Source organism: Comamonas sp. B21-038 (genome assembly GCF_022387135.1).
GTDB classification, from domain to species: domain Bacteria; phylum Pseudomonadota; class Gammaproteobacteria; order Burkholderiales; family Burkholderiaceae_C; genus Comamonas; species Comamonas sediminis.
This window is the reverse complement of sequence record NZ_CP092462.1, coordinates 4,790,149-4,812,606: the sequence shown is the minus strand read 5'-3', so window position 1 is coordinate 4,812,606 and position 22,458 is coordinate 4,790,149. Positions and strand designations below refer to the sequence as shown.

At 63.0% G+C, this 22,458-nt stretch carries 15 protein-coding genes and 2 tRNA genes; 5 read left to right on the top strand and 12 right to left on the bottom strand.

The genetic code is table 11. The features are described 5' to 3' along the window. Nucleotides 1–10: 10 nt before the first annotated feature. Nucleotides 11–1,276: an Hsp70 family protein gene (locus MJ205_RS21915; protein WP_239810353.1), complete on the bottom strand. Its 1,266-nt coding sequence runs from the start codon at nt 1,274–1,276 to the stop codon at nt 11–13. 343 nt (nt 1,277–1,619) lie between these two features. On the opposite strand from MJ205_RS21915, the gene panC reads away from it, so the two are divergent. Both panC and MJ205_RS21905 read left to right on the top strand, forming a co-directional pair. After that, entirely contained in the window at nt 1,620–2,468 is an 849-nt protein-coding gene (panC, locus tag MJ205_RS21910) for a pantoate--beta-alanine ligase (protein ID WP_239810352.1), read from the top strand. Nucleotides 2,469–2,889: 421 nt separating this feature from the next. Then, the gene (locus MJ205_RS21905; protein WP_239810351.1) at nt 2,890–4,908 is read left to right on the top strand and encodes a DUF5979 domain-containing protein; all 2,019 of its coding nucleotides are present in this window, start codon (nt 2,890–2,892) and stop codon (nt 4,906–4,908) included. Between the two features lie 380 nt (nt 4,909–5,288). Here MJ205_RS21905 and MJ205_RS21900 read toward each other — a convergent pair whose 3' ends face one another. From MJ205_RS21900 to MJ205_RS21890, 3 genes are all read right to left on the bottom strand, one after another. Further along, nucleotides 5,289–5,690 (bottom strand): helix-hairpin-helix domain-containing protein, encoded by a 402-nt coding sequence (locus MJ205_RS21900; protein ID WP_239810350.1) that lies wholly within the window; start codon nt 5,688–5,690, stop codon nt 5,289–5,291. Between the two features lie 64 nt (nt 5,691–5,754). Further along, nucleotides 5,755–6,237, bottom strand: a complete 483-nt coding sequence (locus MJ205_RS21895) for a DNA-directed RNA polymerase subunit alpha C-terminal domain-containing protein (protein WP_239810349.1) — start codon at nt 6,235–6,237, stop codon at nt 5,755–5,757. Between the two features lie 147 nt (nt 6,238–6,384). Further along, nucleotides 6,385–6,690 (bottom strand): hypothetical protein, encoded by a 306-nt coding sequence (locus MJ205_RS21890; RefSeq protein WP_239810348.1) that lies wholly within the window; start codon nt 6,688–6,690, stop codon nt 6,385–6,387. Nucleotides 6,691–6,881: 191 nt separating this feature from the next. Here MJ205_RS21890 and MJ205_RS21885 point away from each other — a divergent pair, with 191 nt between their 5' ends. The 3 genes from MJ205_RS21885 to MJ205_RS21875 all read left to right on the top strand — a co-directional run bounded on the left by MJ205_RS21885 (nt 6,882) and on the right by MJ205_RS21875 (nt 8,356). Continuing rightward, entirely contained in the window at nt 6,882–7,241 is a 360-nt protein-coding gene (locus MJ205_RS21885) for a helix-turn-helix domain-containing protein (RefSeq protein ID WP_239810347.1), read from the top strand. A 202-nt stretch (nt 7,242–7,443) separates the two neighbouring features. Beyond that, the gene (locus MJ205_RS21880) at nt 7,444–7,770 is read left to right on the top strand and encodes a helix-turn-helix domain-containing protein (protein WP_239810346.1); all 327 of its coding nucleotides are present in this window, start codon (nt 7,444–7,446) and stop codon (nt 7,768–7,770) included. A 94-nt stretch (nt 7,771–7,864) separates the two neighbouring features. Next, nucleotides 7,865–8,356 carry an NUDIX domain-containing protein gene (locus MJ205_RS21875; RefSeq protein WP_239810345.1) on the top strand — a complete coding sequence of 164 codons (492 nt, stop codon included), beginning with the start codon at nt 7,865–7,867 and terminating at the stop codon, nt 8,354–8,356. A gap of 43 nt (nt 8,357–8,399) precedes the next feature. Here the strand turns inward: MJ205_RS21875 and MJ205_RS21870 are convergent. The 8 genes from MJ205_RS21870 to rpoB form a co-directional block, all read right to left on the bottom strand. After that, nucleotides 8,400–8,475: transfer RNA gene (locus MJ205_RS21870), tRNA-Phe, on the bottom strand. A gap of 128 nt (nt 8,476–8,603) precedes the next feature. Beyond that, nucleotides 8,604–8,679: transfer RNA gene (locus MJ205_RS21865), tRNA-Phe, on the bottom strand. A gap of 52 nt (nt 8,680–8,731) precedes the next feature. After that, entirely contained in the window at nt 8,732–9,427 is a 696-nt protein-coding gene (locus MJ205_RS21860; protein WP_239810344.1) for a response regulator, read from the bottom strand. Nucleotides 9,428–9,466: 39 nt separating this feature from the next. Then, on the bottom strand, nt 9,467–11,734 hold the full coding sequence (locus MJ205_RS21855) for a sensor histidine kinase (protein ID WP_239812826.1): 2,268 nt from the start codon (nt 11,732–11,734) through the stop codon (nt 9,467–9,469). A gap of 20 nt (nt 11,735–11,754) precedes the next feature. After that, entirely contained in the window at nt 11,755–12,351 is a 597-nt protein-coding gene (locus MJ205_RS21850) for a DUF4390 domain-containing protein (protein ID WP_239810343.1), read from the bottom strand. A gap of 10 nt (nt 12,352–12,361) precedes the next feature. After that, entirely contained in the window at nt 12,362–13,771 is a 1,410-nt protein-coding gene (rsmB, locus tag MJ205_RS21845; RefSeq protein WP_239810342.1) for a 16S rRNA (cytosine(967)-C(5))-methyltransferase RsmB, read from the bottom strand. A 311-nt stretch (nt 13,772–14,082) separates the two neighbouring features. After that, entirely contained in the window at nt 14,083–18,306 is a 4,224-nt protein-coding gene (rpoC, locus tag MJ205_RS21840; RefSeq protein ID WP_239810341.1) for a DNA-directed RNA polymerase subunit beta', read from the bottom strand. A gap of 19 nt (nt 18,307–18,325) precedes the next feature. After that, nucleotides 18,326–22,438 carry a DNA-directed RNA polymerase subunit beta gene (gene rpoB, locus MJ205_RS21835; protein WP_239810340.1) on the bottom strand — a complete coding sequence of 1,371 codons (4,113 nt, stop codon included), beginning with the start codon at nt 22,436–22,438 and terminating at the stop codon, nt 18,326–18,328. Between the last annotated feature and the right edge of the window lie 20 nt (nt 22,439–22,458).

The following is a 22,458-nucleotide window of genomic DNA, read 5'->3' as shown; positions in this document are numbered from 1 at the left end:
TTAGGGGAAATCACAGCGCCTGGCCGTGCACCAGGCCCGCCGCCACACCACCGAACAGATCGCCCTCGACCTGCGGGGTGTCCGGAAAAACCTGGGCCAGCGCGGCGCGCAGCGGCTGCAAGGCCGACGAACCACCCGTCAGGTAGATCGCATCGATCTGGCCCTGCTGCAAGCCCGCCGCCTGCACACAGTCGAGCGCGCATTGCGCGACCTGGGCCAGCAAAGCCTGCAGGCACTGCTGCAGATCGGCGGGCCAGACCTCGGGGCTCAGGCCCGGTTCCAGCCAATCGACGTCCAGCTTCTGCACGCTCTGCTGGTTCGACAGGCCGATCTTGGTCTCCTCGACCGCATTGGCCAGGCGGTGGCCCCAGTGCTCTTGCAGCAAGCGCACCAGCCGGTCGTGCAGCGCGGTGTCGCTGTAGCTGCTGCGCAATGCCTGCACCTCGCGCTGGCGCTGCGGGCTGTACAGCCACTGGATCAGGTGCCAGGTGGAGAGGTCATGGAACACCGCACTGGGCACCTCGCGCCCGCTGGGCCCCACATGCTGCAGACCCAAGAGCGGCATGGCCGCCATCAGGCTCAGGCGCCGGTCAAAGTCGGTGCCGCCAATGTGCACGCCGGTGGTGGCGAGGATGTCGCTGCTGCGCTCGGGCTTGTTGCGGCGCTCCGGGCCCAGGCGCACCACGGTGAAGTCCGAGGTACCGCCGCCAATGTCGACCACCAGCACCAGCGCTTCATGGGCGATGCGCTGCTCATAGTCCAGCGCTGCCGCAATCGGTTCGAGCTGAAAGCGCACATCCTGGAAGCCCGCTGCCTGCGCCGCCTGCTGCAGCGCGGTTTGCGCGGCCTGGTCGCGCCCGGCGTCCTCGTCGACAAAATGCACGGGCCGGCCCATGACCACGGTGCTGGGCAGACGGCCAATCTGGCGCTCGGCGGTGGCGGCCAGCTGCTGCACAAAAAGCGCCACGATGTCCTGGTACGCGACCAGCTTGCCATGCACCACCGTCTTCTCCTGCATCAGCGCGCTGCCCAGCAGGCTTTTGAGCGAGCGCATCAGCCGGCCTTCGGTGCCTTCCAGATAGCGCGATACCGCGTCGCGCCCATAGTGGGTGCTGTGGTCCTCGGTGTTGAAGAACACGGCCGTTGGCATCGCTTGCGAGGCGCCCTCGGCCTGCAACAGCGTGGAAGGCCCGGGCGCAGCCAGGTCGGCCTTGAACGCCATGGCGGAGTTGGAGGTGCCGAAATCAATGCCCAAGATGGCGGGTGCAGATGACATAAAGACCAGGTCCGACGGGGGAATCGGACGAAAAAACAAGGCATGCAGACTGCGCAGAATGCAGACAAGGTGCCGGTAAAAAAAGGGAAAAGCCTCTGCCCCCTTGCGGGAACAGAGGCCCAAATGCGACTGGCCTGACACGGAGCCGGCTGACCCAGGCGTGCGCTGCAAGAACCTGTGAACCATGCTTGTGCGCCGCGACGGGAAAATTATAGGGCAAGCGCATGCGGCGACTACGGGCAAACCATAGCTTGTACTGATAGGCCCATACACAGACTTCTGCACTGCTGCTATGCTCTGCGCTCCCTGCACTACCGCTGGCGCCCGCTCGCCCCTGCCTCCCATGCAAGTCACCCACAGCATCGCAGAACTTCGACAAGCGCTGGCCGGGCGCGGCCGGCCCGCCTTCGTGCCCACGATGGGCAATCTGCATGCGGGCCATATCTCTCTGGTGCACGAGGCCAAACGCCACGGCGCAGTGACGGTGGCGAGCATCTTCGTCAACCGCCTGCAGTTCCTGCCGACCGAAGACTTCGACAGCTATCCGCGCACCTGGGAGAGCGACTGCGCCCAGCTGCAGGAGGCCGGCTGCGACATCCTGTTCGCACCGCGCGAGAAGGACCTCTACCCCGAGCCGCAGCTGTTCAAGGTGCAGCCCGACCCGGCGCTCGCCGACATTCTGGAAGGCGCGTTCCGGCCCGGTTTTTTCACAGGGGTCTGCACCGTCGTGATGAAGCTGTTCAGTGGCGTGTTTGCCACCACCGGCGGGGGCGCGGCCATCTTTGGCTGGAAGGACTACCAGCAGCTGATGGTCATCCGCCGCATGGTGGCGCAGTTTGCGCTGCCCATCGAGATCATCGGCTGCCCTACCGCCCGCGCCGGCGATGGCCTGGCGCTGAGTTCGCGCAATGGCTACCTGAGCGCGGCCGAGCGCCAGCAGGCCATGGCCCTGTCCCGGGCGCTGCAGGCACTGGCCCGCGCCGCCCGCAACGCGCCGCACAACCTGCCTGCGCTGGAAGCGGAGGCCATGCAGTCGCTGCGTGCCCAGGGCTGGGAGCCCGACTACCTGACTGTGCGCCAGCGCCACAACCTGTTGGCACCTGACGCCAGCGAGGCGGCCAGCGCTGCGCTCGTGGTGCTCGGCGCCGCGCGCCTGGGCAGCACGCGCTTGATCGACAACCTGGAGTTTTGACGCAGCGCGGCCACCCGCTGGCCGCTGCGCAGGGGCAGAGGCGCATGCACCAGGCACCATGCCTGCTCTGCGCCATTCTGTGCCGCTGACGCTCTGTATTTAATAGCACCTGAGCCCCACACCGGGCGCTGCACCCTGCAGCAGCCTGCTGCACCGGTGGATGACAATTGTTTGCCTGGGCGACGCCGTTCTGCCCAAAAAACAGACATATCAATTCATCAATCGACGGTACATTTTCATTCGAAGTCTCAATTCATAACAGCAGCTCTGCGCGCCCACCCGGCCTGCAGCAGTTGCGCGTATGGGATCTTTACGCCCTGGTTATGATGCATATTGATACAAATAAACGATACTGGTTACCCTCAAGGACGGAGACTCGCTTGCGCGCCTCGTGGACCAACCAGACCCAACGGGAAGAGAAATGACCCATCCATTGATGTTTTTCCGGCTGCTGATCGCCGCCTTCCTCCTGTGTCTCGGCGCACAGCATGCCTTTGCGCAAAAGGTGCTGCTGCTGACCACCAATGTCACTGACCCCAGTCCAGAAAAACCTGACGCCGTCGGCGCCTACGAGAATCTGCAAAACGAGTTTGCCAGCGCGCTGGCCAATCCCAGCGATCTCACCAGGTTGTCGGAGCTGGGCAATCCCAACGCCATCTCGCAGGCCACCTTCACCGCAGCATCGGGCTCGCCCTATGACATCGTGATTGTCGCGGCTACCTACAAGCCGATCGACCCCACCAACTGGGCAGTACTGCAAAGCGCCGTCGCCAACCGCTGGGCCAATTCCATCGTTTTCTTTATCGATGGCTGCTGTGAGGCGGAGAACGGCGGCAACGGCGGCAGACTGGTGGCTGCGCTCAATGGGGGCACGGGCTCTGCATTCGAGCTGGGCAGCCAGCTGAATGCGATTGCCTCCTTTCCGCTGAACACCAACTCTCCCTTTGCCACCTCCTTCAGTGCGCTGAACCCTTTCGCGGGCGGCTATATCACCTATATCAACAAGGTGCCTGCAAGCAATGCGCTGTACCTGGCCTCCGGTACCCCTCCAGCCAGTTTCCCGGCGCCAGGCACCACGCCCACCGACAACGTATATGGCCTGCTGATTCCCACTGCCCAATCGAACGCCGGCAAGGGCGCCTGTGTTTTTGCCGTGGTGGACATCTCTCCTTTCATCGGCGACCCCTGGAACGCCAACAAAACCAAGGTGGCTCCTGCATTTCTGAATGCCGCCACCTCGGAGAATGGCGCCTGCGGCCTGCCCAAGATCAGCAAGAGCTTTGACAAGACCGATCTCTATCTGGGTGGCAGCGACAACACGGCAGCGCTCACGATCACGCTGTCCAACGGCACGCCCACCGACATCAGCAACGTCAACCTGACCGACAACCTGCCCGCACCGCTGGTGGTGGGCACCGGCACCGTGGGCAGCACCTGCACCGCCAACAGCCTCAGTGCGTCACCCGGCTCGAACGTGGTCAGCAACAGCGCCTTCACGATTCCGTCGGGCGGCTGCACCATCACCGTGCCGGTCGTCTGGCCCAACACCGTAGCCGGCCGCCAGGCTTGCATCGACACGCCCTCGGTCACCAACACCATCACCCCCGGCACCGACTTCGTATCGCCCACTGGCCAGGTCAATACGCCCGCCACTGCCACCCTCGCCTGCCATGCCGCGCAACTCGCGATTGCCAAGCAGGTGGTCTGGCCTGCCAACGTCACGCCCGTCGATCTGACCGGCACCAGCTTCCCGGTCTCGGTGGTCTGCACCGGCACCGATGGCGTGGCCGCACCGGCGATCAACGCCAGCATCACGCTGAACACCGCAACAACGGGCAGCGTCTCGGTCACACCGGTGATCTCCAGCGGCAGCTGCGTGGTGGCCGAAGGCACCCGCCCTGCCGCCCCCGCCAACCACCTCTGGGTCGAAGACCCGGCACCGAGCACGACGGTCACGATGGCAGCGCCCCCGGCAGCCAACACCGCGCAACTGGTCAACACCCTCGCGCGCGCCAACACCGACATCACGATCAGCAAGACCGTGGCCGGTGGCCCGGCTGCAGGGGTGAGCGGCAGCTTCAGCTTCACCGCCAACTGCGGCGCCGATGGCAGCTTCAACACGACCGTCAGCTTGAGCGGCAGCAATGCCGGCGCGATCGCGATCACCAACGTACCCCAGGGCGCCAGCTGCACCGTCAGTGAGAATGCAGCGATGCCGCCGGCCCCTGCGGATTATGCGTGGAGCACGACCCTGCCTGCGCCGGTGAGCCTGGTGACCGCGGCCACCGGCAACACGGCCTCCTTTGTCAACACACTGGTGCGCACGGCCCCTGCAACGCCGGCAGCGGTGCCCACGCTCGATACCGTCAAGCTGCTGCTGATGGCCGCCACCCTGGCGCTGCTGGGCATGCTGGCGATGCGCCGCAAGCAGCAGCGCTGAACCGGTCACAGCCACCGCGGCTGACCACGAACCACCACTCCAGCCGGGGCCCGGGTATGGCATGGCGCCAGGCCCGGGCCTTTGGTTTTGAGCCAAGGTTTGCACTTTGCGCGGTAACGGCAGGTCTTCCGATGGCCAGGGATGCCCAGGGATGCCCAAGTGGCCAAGGTGTTGCCAAACGGCCTTCCACTCCTCTGATAACGGAGGGCCCGCTGTGTACATCCACGGCGCCCGGCGCCCGCGCACGGACTGCTCGGCAGCGGCCGCCGGGCCAGGCCACCGACGCGTGACCAGCCAGACAGCGATGCGCTGCGCCGCATTGCAGACGCTCTGGTGTCTGGCGTCCATCCCCTCCGGCCCGCCGCTGCTGCGGGCCGCCCCTAACGGATCTTGGTGTTGCCGGGCGGCTCGTAATGCTGGCCGGGAAAGAAGACCCGCTCGATCTCGCGCAGCGAGCCTTCGCCCAGCGAGCGGATCTTCAGCAGATCCACGGGATAGGCCGCTCGCAGCTGCTCCGGGGTGGTGATGCCGCCGCGTGCCAGTGCGCGCACGATGGCCACCGGCAGCGATCCATTGAGACAGGAACCCGACACAAAAGGAAGCACCGCCAAGGTATGCGACGGCATGTAGGCGTGGCCGGGGAAGAACGCCTTTTCAATTTTGCGCAACCTCAGCAAGCCGATACCTTTGAGCGTCAGCAGCTGCTGCGGGTAGGCCTTGCGCACGGCCTCTACGCTGTCTATCCCGTTGCGCGCCAGGATCCGGATGACCGAGGCAGGCAACTTTCCGTCTAACGGAGTCGAAGGGGGAGACGCAGAACCATTTGCCATATGGATGAGATCATAATCATCTTCGCTTAATGGTGTTTTGGATTGTCTTTCGGGATTTCATCGGCTCAAACCGCTGGCCATCAAAGAAGACGGTCTCCACTTCCCGCAGCGCCTTGATGCCAAAGCCGGTGATGTCCACCAGCCGCCGTGGATAGGCGGCCACCAGTTGCTGCACGGTCTTGATGCCATTGCGCCGCAGTGTGATCAGCACGCGGCGGGAGACCAGCCCTTCGAGCGACGTGCCTTCCAGGTCCTCGGTCTCGATCGGGGGAGGCACCGGGGGCTCGTAGCGCCGGCCGGGGAAGAGCAGCTCTTCGATCTGCCGGAAACGCACCGGCCCCAGGTAGTGGATCTTCAGCAATTTAGCGGGGTACAGCGCCACGACCTGGTCCACCGTCGTGATGTCGTGTCTGGCCAGCAGCTTCCACAGATCGGGTGGCAGCAGATCTTGCAGGGGCCGGTCCGCCTGGACAGGCAGGATGGAGGGGGATGTAGTCATCTGTAACCATCGTATCGCCTTGGCCTTGCAAAATATTACACAGAGGCGTCAGATGAGATTTGTTGACATGTCTTATACAGTCGATCGCATGTCAGCATGCCCTGCCCGCCCGGCGCGCCCCGTGCCGCTTGCGCGTTCCCGCAGACGTCAGGGGCTGGTGCCAGCGGCTCTGCGCTGCGCTGTTTCCTTGCGTCTGGCGGTGCTGGCCAGGTACAGCGTTCCCAAAATGCACAGGCTCAGCGCCGGCCATCCCACCACCCACAGGCCCAGCAGACCTTCGACAAAAAACAGCAGGCAAATGCCGAGCTGGTTGCGGCCCAATCGGCGGCGCGCAGCAGAGGGCACGGCCGCAGTCGGCGTGGCCGCTGCAACGCTGCGTGGGCGCGCCGGCTCCTTACGCCCCTGCATTTCAGGGGCCAGGCTGCTGTGGCGATGTTGCGGGGCATGCGGCATGGTGTTGAGTCCTCCGGTACTTTGGGGTTGACGATAGGCAGCCGTGGCCTTGCGCCCGCGGATCCCGATCGCAGCGCGCACGTCGGCCTCGGCCCCGAATATAGTGAAATTACATTGGATTCCACAAATTGAATTCTGGCCCCTTTCCGCTCCACACACAACCATATCTGTTGGATTTCAACTAGACAGATATGATCAACAAGAAGCTGGCCGAGCAGCCTTTGGCCCAACTCTTGGGGCAACGCATTGCCGAGCTGCGCAAGTCGCGCCGGTGGACGCAGGCGCAATTGGCAGAACGGCTGCATGTGGAGCCGGAGACCATCAGCCGCTTTGAGCGCGGTGCATCCGCCCCGTCACTGCATACGCTGGAGAACCTCGCGTCGGTACTGCGGGTCAGCATTGGCGACCTGCTGGCCCACAGCTCCACCGCCCCCGATGACCAGGCCATGCGCATCAGCGCATGGCTGTCCGAGTTGAAACCGGCGGACCGTGCCTTTGTCACCGGTATCGTGCAGCAGCTTTGTGAGCGCTTGCGTTCGCCTGGGGACTGACCGAAGGCTCGGTCTCAGCCCTTGTGGAGAGAGGCACATCGCATCCCTGCAGTGCAGAGTTACGGCGCCATGCCCCGGTTGCTGCAGTTTCATTTCTTCCAATACTCACCTTTGAGATTGCTCCTGAAAGGATCCTTTTGAAGCCGCTCTATGTCACGTTTTTCGTGACGACAGCTTACCACAAAGTCACGAGACTCGTGACATGCCTTCTGCCCTCTCTCCCACTTCAACCATCCTGGGCCGCCGCATGCGAGCCCGGCGGGAAGACTTGGGCTGGTCGCAAGAAAAAGTCGGCGTACTGATAGGCATTGATGAATCTGCAAGCCGTGCGCGCATCAGCCGCTATGAACTGGGTACGCATGAGCCTCCCGTCAAAACGGCACGACTGATTGCCGAAGCATTGCAGGTGCCGCTTGCCTATCTGTACTGCGAGGATGACGACGCTGCCCTGCTCTTGTTGTCTCTGGGAACGATGAGCAAAAACAAGCGTGCCAAGGCGCTGGCACATTGGCTGGCAGAGATCGCCTGAATCGTTGAAGTCCAGTCGGACAGATGACGAGCGAGCGCCAGCTTCAGCGCAAGCATCTAACGCAAGCAACCCGAATGCAGAGATAAGTATGGCCATGACCTCCTGGCGACCACCCCAGCACATCAAAGTCAAGGCCCTCGGCCTGCACTGGCGCAACGGCAAACTGCTGGCCGCCGAGGTCGCCGATGACGAAGGCCGTCTGACAGGGGTGCGCCCTCTGGGCGGCAGCGTGGAGTTTGGCGAGCGCTGGCAGGATGCGCTCAGACGCGAGTTCATCGAGGAGCTGGAGGTCGAGGTGGAAGTTCCAGGCCCGCCCCTCGTGATGGAGAACATCTACCGCCACCACGGGGCCGTTGGCCATGAGGTGCTGTTCATCGCCGAGGTGGTGTTTGATGCAGCACGCTTCGCGCATCTGGACAACATCCGCTTTCGCGAAAACAGCGGCGGCGTCTGCACGGCACGCTGGTGGGACGTGGCTGCGCTGGATATGCCAGGCGGCCCGGCACTGTTCCCGGCGGGGCTCAAGCAGGCGCTGCTGTCCGCGGCAGACGGATCCGCACCACGGGCCCAAAGACGCAGCCCCTAGACGCAAAAAAGCCCATCGCAGAGGATGGGCTTCAGAATGCGTTTGGTGGCCTGGCGCGGAATCGAACCACGGACACGCGGATTTTCAATCCGCTGCTCTACCAACTGAGCTACCGGGCCAACACAAGCTAGCATTATAGCCTGAGCGGAGAGCCTGGCCGGCAACTTGGGGGCAATTGCTGCGCATCCGATGCCTTGCGCATACAAGAAAGCCTCTGCACCATGTCTGATGCAGAGGCTTGTTGTTTTGGTGGCCTGGCGCGGAATCGAACCACGGACACGCGGATTTTCAATCCGCTGCTCTACCAACTGAGCTACCGGGCCCACGAGTGAAATTATAGCCCGAAAAAAAGCGCCCGTTTTCAAAAAACTGAAATCAGTGCTTTTTATTGCGCGTCAGGTCCACGCCCAGCTGGCGCAGCTTGCGGTACAGGTGGGTGCGCTCCAGGCCGGTCTTCTCTGCCACGCGGGTCATCGAGCCGCCTTCGCGCGCCAAGTGGAATTCGAAATAGGCCTTCTCGAAACCGTCGCGGGCTTCGCGCAGCGGCCGGTCCAGGTCAAAGCCCTGGTGGGCGTTGGGCGCAGCATCGGCCGAGGCGGCGTTGGCCACGCTGGCAACCACCGGGGCGCTGTAGCCGGTCGGCGTGAAAGACGGCGCCAGCTTGCCCGGCGCAGCGGCAGCCGGTGGCGCGGCGGCGGGTGCCGGCACATTGCGCTGCAGGCCCTGCTCGACGGCCTTGAGCAGCTTCTGCATCGTGATGGGCTTTTCCAAAAAAGAGAACGCGCCAATGCGCGTTGCTTCCACCGCCGTATCAATGGTGGCGTGGCCACTCATCATGATCACGGGCATGGTCAGCAGGCCGGTCATCGACCACTCCTTGAGCAGCGACACGCCATCGGTGTCGGGCATCCAGATGTCGAGCAGCACCAGGTCGTAGCCGCTTTCGTTGCGGGCCAAACGCGCCTGCGTGGCGTTTTCCGCAACGTCCACGCTGTGGCCCTCATCGTTCAGGATCTCCGACAGGAGGTCCCGAATTCCCAATTCGTCATCGACAACCAGAATATTTGCCATATTTTTTGAAAATCCAGTGCAACAGGTGTGAGAGTTATTTTAAATCATCACTTCTTTTTCGATAGCGAATGATAACGACACTTGGGCACCTAAGATTTTTTCCCCCTCGACTCGATTAGAGATTTCTACGCGAGCGCCATGCTCGTCCGCAATTTTCTTGACGACGGCCAAGCCCAAGCCCGTGCCCCGGGGCTTGGTCGTCACGTAGGGCTCAAACGCCTTTTGTAATATATGTTCTGGAAAACCGCAACCGCAGTCAGCAATTGTCAAACGCACCCGCTTGCTGCTGCTGCTGAACCGCGTGGAGATCCGCACCGCCGGTGCCGATGTCTCGTTGCCCACCCAGGCCTGCTGCGTTGCATCCTGCGCATTTTGCAGCAAGTTGTGGATGACCTGCCGCAACTGCTGCGCATCGCCCATGATACGTGGAGCCGCGCTGTCCAGCTCTGCCTCCACAGGGATCACAGCATTTTCCGCGCCATACAGATGCAGCACGTCCATCACCAGCGCATTGAGGTCCACGGCCTGCAGCTCGGCGGCGGGCAGGCGCGCGTAGTCGCGGAACTCGTTGACCAGCCGCTTCATCGCGTCGACCTGGTCGACGATGGTGGTCACAGACTTTTTCAAAATCGCCTGGTCCTGGCCTTCGAGCTTGTGGGCCAGCTTGATCTCCAGCCGCTCGGCAGACAGCTGGATCGGTGTCAGCGGGTTCTTGATCTCGTGGGCCAGACGGCGGGCGACCTCGCCCCAGGCCTGGGCGCGCTGCGCCGAGACGATTTCGGAGATGTCGTCGAACACCAGCAGGCGGCGGTTGTCGGGCAAGGTCGCGCCGCGCGCCACCAGGTTGATGCTGTTCTGGTTGGGCAGCTGGCTGTCGCCATGCAGTTCATAGGGCTGCTGCCAGTGGTCCAGGTAGTGCTCGTCGGTCACATCGTGCAGGCGGGCAAACTGCTGGTCCACCGCCTGCGCGAACGCCTGCAGGCCGGGCAGATCACGCAGCGGACGGCCCTCGAAGGCAGCCAGCGGGGCCCGCAAGATGCGCGTGGCGCCGGGGTTGCTGGAGTGGATCACGCCCTGGGCATCGAGCACGATGACGCCGGCCGTCAGGTTGTCCAGAATGGTCTGCAGGCTCTGGCGCGCCTCGTCGGTCTGGCGCATGCCGCGCTCCACCGCGCGGCGGGCATCGAGCAGCTGCTGCGTCATCTCGGCAAAGGAGCGGGTCAGGCCGCTCAGCTCGTCCTTGCTGGGCAGCACCGGTTTGGGCCGCAGATTGCCTGATGCCACCTCGCGCACGCCCTCGGCCAGCACCAAAAGCGGGCGCACCAGCTGGTTGCCGAGCAAGGCTGCCAGCACCACGGCGCCGAACACGGCGAGGAACAGGCTCAGGGTCAAGGTGCCGATGTACATGCGGCGCAGGCCATCCCGTGCCAGCGCGCGCTCCTGGTATTCGCGGTTGGCTTCCTGCACTTTCAGCGCGTTGACGACCAGGGCCGCGGGCAGCGGCATCGTGGCCTGCAGAAACCGGCCGTCGGGGATCACCCCCACGTCGCCATTGGCCACCTGCACCAGCGTCTTGACGCGCACCTTGGAGGGGTCGCCGGTGATCGCGCCATTGATGTCGGCCACCTCTTCGAGACCATCGATCTGAAATGCGCGCTGCTGCTGGGTGGCGGTACGCAGCAATGCGGCCGAGGGCTTTTCGGGGTTCAGCACAAAGCGCGACTGGCCGGTGCTGGCAATCGCCTGGGAGTTGGCCGACCACAGCACCACGTCGTCGGCGCCCAGCTGGTCCTTGATGCGTTCGAGCACCAGGCCGGAAGCGGCATCCGATATCTGGGACAGCTGGCTGCTCGCCGTGCGGGTGCGCTCGGCCATCGCGGTGGAGGTGGTATCGAGCGTGATGCGTGCGAGGTTGACCCCGGCATCGAGCGCGCCTTCGACCTTCACATCGAACCAGCTCTCGATGGAGCGCGAGACGAACTGGTAGGAGACGAAATAGATCACGACGCCAGGCAGCACGCCGACCAGCGCAAAGGTGGCCGCCAGCTTGAGCAGCAGCTTGCTGCCAAAGCGGCGCGCCATCAGGCGCCGCACCAGGATGGCCACGCCCCAGAGCACCACCATGCTGAGCACGCAGGCGACCCCGATGTTGACCCCCAGCAGCACGCCGTAGTAGCGCTCGTACAGCACCCGATTGTTGGTGGCGAAAGACAGCAAGAAGAGCAGCACCAGGCCAATGCCGATCATGGCCGACAGGCCCACGATCACCGACCAGCGCGCACGGCTGGGCGTGTAGGCCACGCGCATCGACGATGTCTTTTCGATTTTCACGGCGCGCTTGCCTCCGGCAGCGGCAGCTGGCTTTTGATCTGCAGGTTCAGGCCGTCATTGCTGAACGGCGCGAACTGGAAGATGCGCGGCAACTGGCTGCTGTCGAGCCTGAAGTTGAACTTGACGAGGTAGTCCACGTCGCTGGAGAGTTCGTCGGCGCTGGCGATCTTCCAGTTGCGCACGCGCTTGACCACCAGCATCACCTCGTCGAGGCTGTCAAAACTCTGGCCCAGCGATGTCACCGCAGCGGCATCGGTCAGCGGCATGCTGGAGACATGCAGGCGCCAGCGCCGCGTCAGCGGCTGGTAGCTCACGCGCAGGTAGCGGGCGGTTTTCTTGACGGTCTTGTCGCGCCAGTACCAGCGCTCGGAGATGATCTCGGCCTCCTGCACAAAGTACAGCGCTACGCCCTTGTTCAATGCATCGTCGATCTGGTCGGGCAGCGCAAACTGCAGCGCGACGGTGGCAAAGGCGCCCTCGGCATTGCGCACCAGCTGCAGCTCGACCTTTTTCTCATGGTCCGACGCGATGGCCGGCACCGCTGCAGCAAAGCACAGCACCAGCGCAAGAAGAAAGTGGTGGATCAATCGCATACGGACGGGCTCAACGAGGCGGCTTGTGCAGCAGCGCGTAGTAGAAACCGTCGTGGTCGCGCGCCAGGCTGCCCAAGCTATTGTGACCGGGCTCGCGCAACTGTGGCAACAAATGCCCTGGCGCCGGCAGCCGTTGGGCATCCGCATGGCGGCCGAGGAACTGCGCCACCTGGTCCTCGCCCTCCTCATGGAAGACCGAACAGGTGCAGTACAGCAGCCGGCCGCCAGGAACGACCAGCGGCCACAGCGCCTCCAGCAACGTGCGCTGGATCTCCGCGAGCTGCGCAATGTCGGTGGAGCGGCGCAGCCAGCGCACATCGGGCTGGCGGCGGACGATGCCGGAGGCCGAGCACGGCGCGTCCAACAAAATTGCATCAAATTGCTGCATTCCGTGGCGCGCCTGCACCGCCGGCAGCCAGCTGGGCACGTCGCTGCCGCTGGCCACTACGACATCGGCCTGCAACGCCAGCCGCGCCAAGGTGTCGCCAATGCGTTCGGCGCGCTTGGCGTCGATCTCCAGCGCCACCATGTCGATGGGCCGCTGGGCCGTGGCGCACTCCAGCAGATGCGCTGTCTTGCCGCCGGGTGCGGCGCAGGCATCGAGCACATGCAGCGCGCGGCCATCGTGCGGCTGCAAGCCATCGAGCAGCAGCGGCGCGGCCATCTGGGCGGCGCTGTCCTGCACCGACACCCAGCCTTGCGCAAACTGCGGCAGCTGATCGACCGGCACCCCACGCGCCAGCACCAGGCCGGCCTCACCCACGCCGACAACGGCCTCGATGCCCGCGTCGTCGAGCAGCGCCAGGTAGCCGGCGCGGCTGCAGCGCTGCAGGTTCACGCGCAAGGCCATCGGGGCCTTCGCATTGTTGGCGGCCACAATGGCCTGCCAGTCCTGCGGATAGCCCTGCTGCAGGCGCTTGAGCCACCACTGCGGGTGGTTGAATTGCGCCACCGGCTCCTGGGCCACGGCACGCAGCAAATCATCGCGCTCGCGCAGGAAGCTGCGCAGGCAGCCGTTGATGAACGCCGATTGCGACTTGGTGGCCGAGCGCTTCTTGGCGGCATCCACCGCCTGGTTCACGACGGTGAACGCGTCGTAGCGCGGCACCTCGGGCAACAACAGTGCCAGCGCCGTGCACAGCAGGGCATCGACCGCGCTGGCGGGCTTGCGCGGGGCCAGTTCGGCACGCACGGCTTCTGCGGTGCCCAGCACGCGCAGCACATCCATCAACAGGGCCTGCACGCCAGCGCGCAGCGCGGGCTCTACGCCGCCCAGCACGGCACGGGCCGATTGGCCCTGGCGCACTTCCTGCAAGGCGCGCGCCACCGCCACCAGCTGGGCGGACAGGCTGGGGCCTGGGTTGGGGGTGGCTGCCGTGGCGGCCCGGGAGGGTTGTCGTGGACGGGAAGATGGGTTCATGCCGGGGGAGTACAAAGGCCTGGGTGCCGCTGCGGTACAAAAGGAATACTAATCGATATGCCCCAGGCAGCCTCTGCGCGGGCAGAGCAGGCCTGGTAAAGACACTGTGCGAAACACCCGGCCCGGCGCCGGATGCGCGGGCGGTTGGGGGCTTGGCACAGGGCCATCATCGGGGCGAGCCGGAAGTGAGGCAATAAAAAACCCGTAATTCCGCGGCGCGAAATTACGGGTCTTGCAAAGAACCTGGTCAAGGCAGGTGCTGACGATCCACGCCGGACCTGACTGGCTTGCACCAGTCAGGCAGCGGCGGCTTAGTCAGCAGCAGGGTCTGCAGCGGTGTCCGCAGCGGCTTCTTCGGACACACCGGCCAGCTCGGCCGCTTCCGCATCGGCAATCGCGCGGCGCTCGGCCTCGTCCATTTCGTCCTTGGCCTTGCGCGCCTGGTGGTAAGCCAGACCGGTACCAGCGGGGATCAGACGACCCACGATGACGTTTTCCTTCAGGCCACGCAGCTCGTCGCGCTTGCCCATGATGGCAGCCTCGGTCAGCACGCGGGTCGTTTCCTGGAAGGAAGCGGCCGAGATGAAGGAGTCGGTCGACAGCGAAGCCTTGGTGATACCCAGCAACACGTTGGAGTAGACCGCAGGGATCTTGCCATCGCGCAGTGCAGCTTCGTTGGTGTTGAGCACTTCGGAGCGCTCGACCTGCTCACCCTGGATGTAAGAGGTATCACCCGGGGCTTCGATGACCACACGGCGCAGCATCTGGCGAACGATCACCTCGATGTGCTTGTCGTTGATCTTCACGCCCTGCAAGCGGTACACGTCCTGCACTTCGTCCACGATGTAGCGCGAGAGCTCTTCGATACCCAGCAGGCGCAGGATGTCCTGCGGATCGGCTGGGCCGTCGACGATCAGCTCGCCCTTGTTGACCACCTGGCCTTCGTGCACCAGGATGTTGCGTTCCTTGGGAACCAGCTCTTCCCAGACCTTGCCTTCCAGATCGGTGATCTGCAGGCGCACCTTGCCCTTGGTTTCCTTACCGTAGGACACGGTACCGGTCATCTCGGCCAGCGCGCCCTTGTCCTTCGGCGTACGGGCTTCGAACAGTTCGGCCACACGTGGCAGACCACCGGTAATGTCGCGGGTCTTCTGGCCTTCCATCGGGATACGGGCCAGCACTTCGCCGGGGCCCACTTCCTGGCCATCGCGCACCTGCAGCAGAGCGCCGACCTGGAAGCCGATCGTCACCGCGTGGTCGGTACCAGGAATCTTGACTTCCTGGCCGTTGGCATCTGCCAGCTTGACCTGCGGACGCACCACCTTGGCAGAGCCACGGTGCTTCGGATCGATCACCACCAGGGTGGACAGACCGGTCACTTCGTCGACCTGCTTGGCCACCGTCAGACCTTCTTCGACATTCTCGAACTTCACCTGACCGGCGTATTCGGTAATGATCGGGCGGGTCAGCGGATCCCAGTTGGCCAACACGGTACCTGCCTTGATCTGCTGATCAGGCTTGATCGACAGCGTTGCACCGTAAGGCATCTTGTGACGCTCACGCTCGCGGCCGTACTCGTCCTGGATCACGATTTCGCCGGAGCGGGAAATCACGACCAGTTCGCCCTTGTTGTTGGTCACATAGCGCATCTGTGGATTGAAGCCCACGATACCGTTGGACTTGGCTTCCACGCTGGAGGCCACTGCCGCACGCGACGCCGCACCACCGATGTGGAACGTACGCATGGTCAGCTGCGTGCCAGGCTCACCGATGGACTGGGCAGCGATCACACCGACGGCTTCGCCGAGGTTGATCAGGCCGCCACGGCCCAGGTCGCGGCCGTAGCAAGTGGCGCACAGACCGAAGCGGGTTTCGCAGGTCAGTGCCGTGCGCACCTTCACTTCGTCCACACCAGCAGCTTCCAGCTCTTCGATCAGGTCTTCGTCGAACAGATCGCCAGCCTTGGCCAACAGGGCGCGGGTCTCAGGGTGCAGCACTTCGTCCGCAGCGGTACGGCCCAGGATACGGTCGCGCAGCGACTCGATCACTTCACCGCCTTCGACCACAGCGCGCATCAACGTGCCGTTGTGCGTGCCGCAGTCGAGCTCGGTGATCACCAAGTCCTGCGTCACGTCCACCAGACGGCGCGTCAGGTAACCGGAGTTGGCCGTCTTCAGCGCCGTATCCGCCAGACCCTTACGGGCACCGTGGGTGGAGATGAAGTACTGCAACACGTTCAGACCTTCACGGAAGTTCGCCGTGATGGGGGTCTCGATGATCGAGCCGTCAGGCTTGGCCATCAGACCACGCATACCTGCCAGCTGGCGGATCTGTGCGGCCGAGCCACGGGCGCCGGAGTCGGCCATCATGTAAATCGCGTTGAACGATTCCTGATCGACTTCCTTGCCATGGCGGTCAATGACCTTTTCCTTGGCCAGCTGGGCCATCATGACCTTGGAGACTTCGTCACCGGCCTTGCCCCAAATGTCCACCACCTTGTTGTAGCGCTCGCCAGCGGTGACCAGACCGGAGACGTACTGCTGCTCGATTTCCTTCACTTCCGCTTCGGAGCGGGCGATGATCTCGGCCTTTTGCGGTGGCACCAGCATGTCGCCGATGGCGATCGAGATACCGGAGCGCGTTGCCAGACGGAAGCCGTTTTGCAGCAGCTTGTCGGCGAACACCACGGTTTCCTTCAGACCGCACTTGCGGAACGAGATGTTGATCAGCTTGGAGATTTCCTTCTTCTTCAACGTCTTGTTGATCGAAGAGAAAGGCATACCCTTGGGCAGAATCTCGGACAGCAGGGCACGGCCAACGGTGGTTTCCACCAGCTTGGTCGTCGGCTCGAACTCACCGGAGGCCTTGTTCTTGTTCCACTCGGTCAGACGCACGCTGATCTTGGTGGCGCGCTCGACCTGCTCGGCATCCAGTGCGCGTTGCACTTCGCCGATGTCGGAGAACACCATGCCTTCGCCCTTGCCGTTGATCTTCTCGCGGGTGGCCTGGTACAGGCCCAGCACCACGTCCTGAGAAGGAACGATCGAGGGTTCGCCCGAAGCGGGGAACAGCACGTTGTTGGAGGCCAGCATCAGGGTGCGGGCTTCCATCTGTGCTTCCACCGACAGCGGCACGTGAACAGCCATCTGGTCACCGTCGAAGTCAGCGTTGAATGCCGCGCAAACCAGCGGGTGCAGTTGCAGGGCCTTGCCTTCGATCAGGATAGGCTCGAACGCCTGGATACCCAGACGGTGCAGCGTAGGTGCGCGGTTGAGCATGATCGGATGCTCGCGGATCACCTCTTCCAGGATGTCCCACACCACGGGGGTGCCGGTTTCCACTTCCTTCTTGGCGGCCTTGATGGTCGTGGCGATGCCACGCGCTTCGAGCTGCGCGAAGATGAAAGGCTTGAACAGCTCCAGCGCCATCAGCTTGGGCAGACCGCACTGGTGCAGCTTGAGCGTTGGGCCCACGGTAATCACGGAACGACCGGAGTAGTCGACGCGCTTGCCCAGCAAGTTCTGGCGGAAACGACCGCTCTTGCCCTTGATCATGTCGGCCAGCGACTTGAGGGCACGCTTGTTCGCGCCGGTCATGGCCTTGCCACGGCGGCCGTTGTCCAGCAGCGAGTCGACCGCTTCTTGCAGCATGCGCTTTTCATTGCGGGCAATGATCTCTGGAGCCTTCAGCTCCAGCAGGCGGCGCAGACGCGAGTTACGGTTGATGACGCGGCGGTACAGGTCGTTCAGGTCGGAGGTCGCAAAGCGGCCGCCGTCCAGCGGCACCAGTGGACGCAGATCGGGAGGCAGCACAGGCAGCACTTCCATCACCATCCAACCGGGCTTGATGCCGGACTTCTTGAACGCTTCGAGCAGCTTCAGGCGCTTGGCGTTCTTCTTGACCTTGACTTCGGAGCCGGTCAGGTCGTTGCGCAGGCGCTCGATTTCCGCATCGATCTCGATGCCTTCGAGCAGGTCCTTGATGCCTTCGGCGCCCATCTTGGCCACGAATTCATCACCGTACTCTTCGACGTTCTTGTCGTACTCGTCTTCCGACATGATGCTGAACTTCTTCAGCGGGGTCATGCCGGGGTCGGTCACCACGTAGGCTTCGAAGTACAGCACGCGTTCGATGTCGCGCAAGGTCATGTCCAGCACCAGGCCCAGGCGCGAAGGCAGGGACTTGAGGAACCAGATATGGGCGCAAGGCGCGGCCAGGTCGATGTGACCCATGCGCTCGCGGCGCACCTTGGTCTGCGTGACTTCAACGCCGCACTTCTCGCAGATCACACCGCGGTGCTTCAAGCGCTTGTACTTGCCGCACAGGCATTCGTAGTCCTTGATCGGGCCAAAGATCTTGGCGCAGAACAGACCATCGCGCTCGGGCTTGAAGGTACGGTAGTTGATGGTCTCGGGCTTCTTCACTTCGCCGAAAGACCACGAACGGATCTTTTCGGGCGAAGCCAGGCCGATTTTGATGGCATCGAAATGCTCATCAGGCGTAAATTGTTTGAACAGGTCGAGTAGCGATTTCATAGACTCTTTCCCCCTTCAATTAAGAACGTTCCAGTTCGATGTCCAGGCCCAGGGAACGGATTTCCTTGACCAGCACATTGAACGACTCCGGCATGCCGGCTTCGATGGCGTGTTCGCCCTTGACGATGGATTCGTACACCTTGGTACGGCCCACCACGTCATCGGACTTCACGGTCAGCATTTCCTGCAGCACATAGGCGGCGCCATACGCTTCCAGCGCCCACACTTCCATTTCACCGAAACGCTGACCACCGAACTGGGCCTTACCGCCCAGAGGTTGTTGCGTCACCAGCGAGTAAGGACCAGTGGAGCGGGCGTGCATCTTGTCGTCGACCAAGTGGTGCAGCTTCAGGTAGTGCATGTAGCCGATGGTGGTGGGGCGCTCGAAGCGCTCACCGGTGCGGCCGTCATACAGGTAAGCCTGGGTGCGTGGCTCGGTCAGACCCTTGCGTGCCTGGATGTCATCCGGGTACGCCAGCTTGAGCATGTCCTTGATTTCCTGCTCGGACGCACCGTCGAACACGGGCGTTGCGAAAGGCACGCCGTTCTTCAGGTTCTCCGCCATGAACATGATCTGGTCATCGGACAGTTGCTTGAGGTCTTCCTTGCGGCCGCGGCTGTTGTACACCTCTTCCAGGAAGGAGCGCACTTCAGCGGCACGGGCTTCGGCCTGCAGCATGTCACCGATACGCTGGCCCAGGCCCTTGCCGGCCCAGCCCAGGTGGACTTCCAGCACCTGACCGATGTTCATGCGCGAAGGCACGCCCAGCGGGTTCAGCACGATGTCGGCGGTGGTGCCATCGGCCATGAAAGGCATGTCTTCCACCGGCACGATCTTGGAGACCACACCCTTGTTACCGTGACGGCCGGCCATCTTGTCGCCAGGCTGCAGACGGCGCTTGACGGCCAGGTAGACCTTGACCATCTTGAGCACGCCAGCAGGCAGCTCGTCGCCTTGCGTGAGCTTCTTGCGCTTTTCTTCGAAAGCCAGGTCGAAGTTGTGGCGTTGCTGCTCGATGGAGTTCTTGATGGACTCCAGCTGGGCTGCGACGTCGTCTTCGGCTGGGCGGATATCGAACCAGTGGAACTTCTCCACGCCGTCCAGATAGGCCTTGTCGATCTTGGTACCCTTGGCCAGCTTTTGCGGGCCGCCATTGGCCACGCGGCCGTTGAGCAGCTTGGCGATACGGTCAAACGCATCGGCTTCCACAATACGCAGCTGGTCGTTCAGGTCCAGACGGAAACGCTTGAGTTCGTCGTCAATGATCTGCTGGGCGCGCTTGTCGCGCTGGATGCCTTCACGGGTGAAGACCTGCACATCGATCACGGTACCTTGCGAGCCCTGGTCCACGCGCAGCGAGGTGTCCTTCACGTCGGACGCCTTCTCGCCGAAGATGGCACGCAGCAGCTTCTCTTCCGGGGTCAGCGTGGTCTCGCCCTTTGGCGTGACCTTGCCCACCAGCACATCGCCGGGTTGCACTTCTGCACCCACGTAGATGATGCCGGACTCGTCCAGACGGTTGAGTTGCTGCTCGGACAGGTTCGGGATGTCGCGCGTGATTTCCTCGGCACCGAGCTTGGTGTCGCGGGCCATCACCACCAGTTCCTCGATGTGGATCGAGGTGTAGCGGTCTTCCGCGACCACGCGTTCGGAGATCAGGATCGAGTCTTCGAAGTTGTAGCCGTTCCAGGTCATGAAGGCGATCAGCATGTTCTGACCAATGGCGATTTCGCCCAGGTCGGTCGATGCGCCGTCCGCAATCACGTCACCCTTGGCCAGCTTGTCGCCGCGGCGAACCACAGGACGCTGGTGGATGTTGGTGTTCTGGTTGGAACGCTGGTACTTGATGAGGTTGTAGATGTCCACACCCACTTCACCGGCCACGGCTTCTTCGTCGTTCACACGGATCACGATACGGGTCGCGTCCACGTAGTCGACGATACCGCCACGGGTGGCCGTCACGACGGTGCCCGAGTCGACCGCAGCAACGCGCTCGATACCGGTACCGACCATGGGCTTTTCAGGGCGCAGCACAGGCACGGCCTGGCGCGACATGTTGGCACCCATCAACGCGCGGTTCGCGTCATCGTGTTCCAGGAACGGAATCAGCGACGCAGCCACCGACACGATCTGTGCGGGCGACACGTCCATGTACTGCACGCGCTCGGCGGACAGCAGGGTCGATTCACCGTTTTCACGGGCAGAGACCAGGTCACCGGTCAGGCGGCCTTCGGCGTCGAGCTCGGCATTGGCCTGCGCGATCACGTACTTGCCTTCTTCGATGGCCGACAGGTAGTCCATCTGGTCGGTCACCTTGCCGTCGATCACGCGACGGTAAGGGGTTTCGATGAAACCGTACTCGTTCAGACGCGCGTACAGAGCCAGCGAGTTGATCAGACCAATGTTCGGACCTTCAGGCGTTTCGATCGGGCAGACGCGGCCGTAGTGGGTCACGTGCACGTCACGCACTTCGAAGCCTGCGCGTTCGCGGGTCAGACCGCCTGGGCCCAGAGCGGAAACACGGCGCTTGTGCGTGATTTCAGCCAGCGGGTTGGTCTGGTCCATGAACTGCGACAGCTGCGAGGCGCCGAAGAATTCCTTCAGGGCGGCAGAGATCGGCTTGCTGTTGATCAGGTCGTGCGGCATCAGGGGCTCTTGCTCAGCCTGGCCCAGACGCTCCTTCACAGCCTTTTCGATACGTGCCAGACCGGTGCGGTACTGGTTTTCGGCCAGCTCGCCCACGCAACGCACGCGGCGGTTGCCCAGGTGGTCGATGTCATCGACTTCACCCTTGCCGTTGCGCAGATCCACCAGGATCTTCACGACTTCGAGGATGTCTTCGTTGGACAGCACCATGGGACCGGTCGGGGTGTCGCGGCCGATCTTGGCGTTGAACTTCATACGGCCGACACGCGACAGATCGTAGGTGTCTTCGTTGTAGAACAAACGCTGGAACAGCGCCTGCACGGCGTCCTCGGTTGGAGGCTCACCAGGGCGCATCATGCGGTAGATGGCAACGCGTGCCGCGAACTCGTCAGCGGTTTCATCGGTGCGCAGGGTCTGCGAGATGTAGGCGCCGTGGCTCAGTTCGTTGGTGTAGATGCAAGCCAGATCCTGGATGCCGGCGGAGCGCAGCTTCTTGAGCAGCGCTTCGGTCATCTCTTCGTTGGCCTTGGCGATGATTTCACCGGTGTCAGGGTCAACGATGTTCTTGGCAGCGACGCGGCCGAGCAGGAAGTCTTCAGGCACGCTGATGAACTTGGTGCCCGATTGCTCCATCTCGCGGGTGTGGCGCGCGGTGATGCGCTTGTCCTTGGCCACGACCACCTTGCCCGACTTGTCGGTGATGTCAAAGCGCGCGACTTCACCCTTGAGGCGGTCAGCCACAAATTCCATCTGCGCGCCGCTGTCCATCAGGCGGAAGTTGTCGTTCTCGTAGAACGTCGCCAGGATGGACTCGGGCGTCATGCCGATGGCCTTGAGCAGAATCGACACCGGCATCTTGCGGCGGCGGTCCACACGGAAGAACAGCAGGTCCTTGGGGTCGAACTCGAAGTCCAGCCAGGAGCCGCGGTAAGGGATGATGCGTGCCGAGAACAGCAGCTTGCCCGAGCTGTGCGTCTTGCCCTTGTCGTGTTCAAAGAACACACCTGGCGAGCGGTGCAGCTGCGAAACGATCACACGCTCGGTGCCATTGACAATGAATGAACCTTTGTCCGTCATCAGGGGCACTTCGCCCATGTAGACTTCCTGCTCCTTCACTTCCTTGACCACCTTGGACTGGGGCGTGGAGGATTCACGGTCATAGATGATCAACTGCACCTTGGCGCGCACAGCGGACGAGAAGGTCAGACCACGGGTCTGGCATTCACGCACGTCGAAAGCGGGCCTGGCGAGGTTGTACTCGACAAACTTCATCTCCACAAAACCGTTGTGCGAGACGATGGGGAAAGCCGAGTTGAAGGCAGCTTGCAAGCCTTCATCAGTACGCTTTTTGGGGGCCGAGTCTGCTTGCAAAAATGCAGTGTAAGCATCTTTTTGCATTTGCAGCAGGTAAGGCACTTCGAGCACGCTATCGCGGCTGCCGAAACTTTTGCGGATTCGCTTGCGTTCGGTGTAAGAATAGGCCATGAGATCTCCGGGCAAAGACA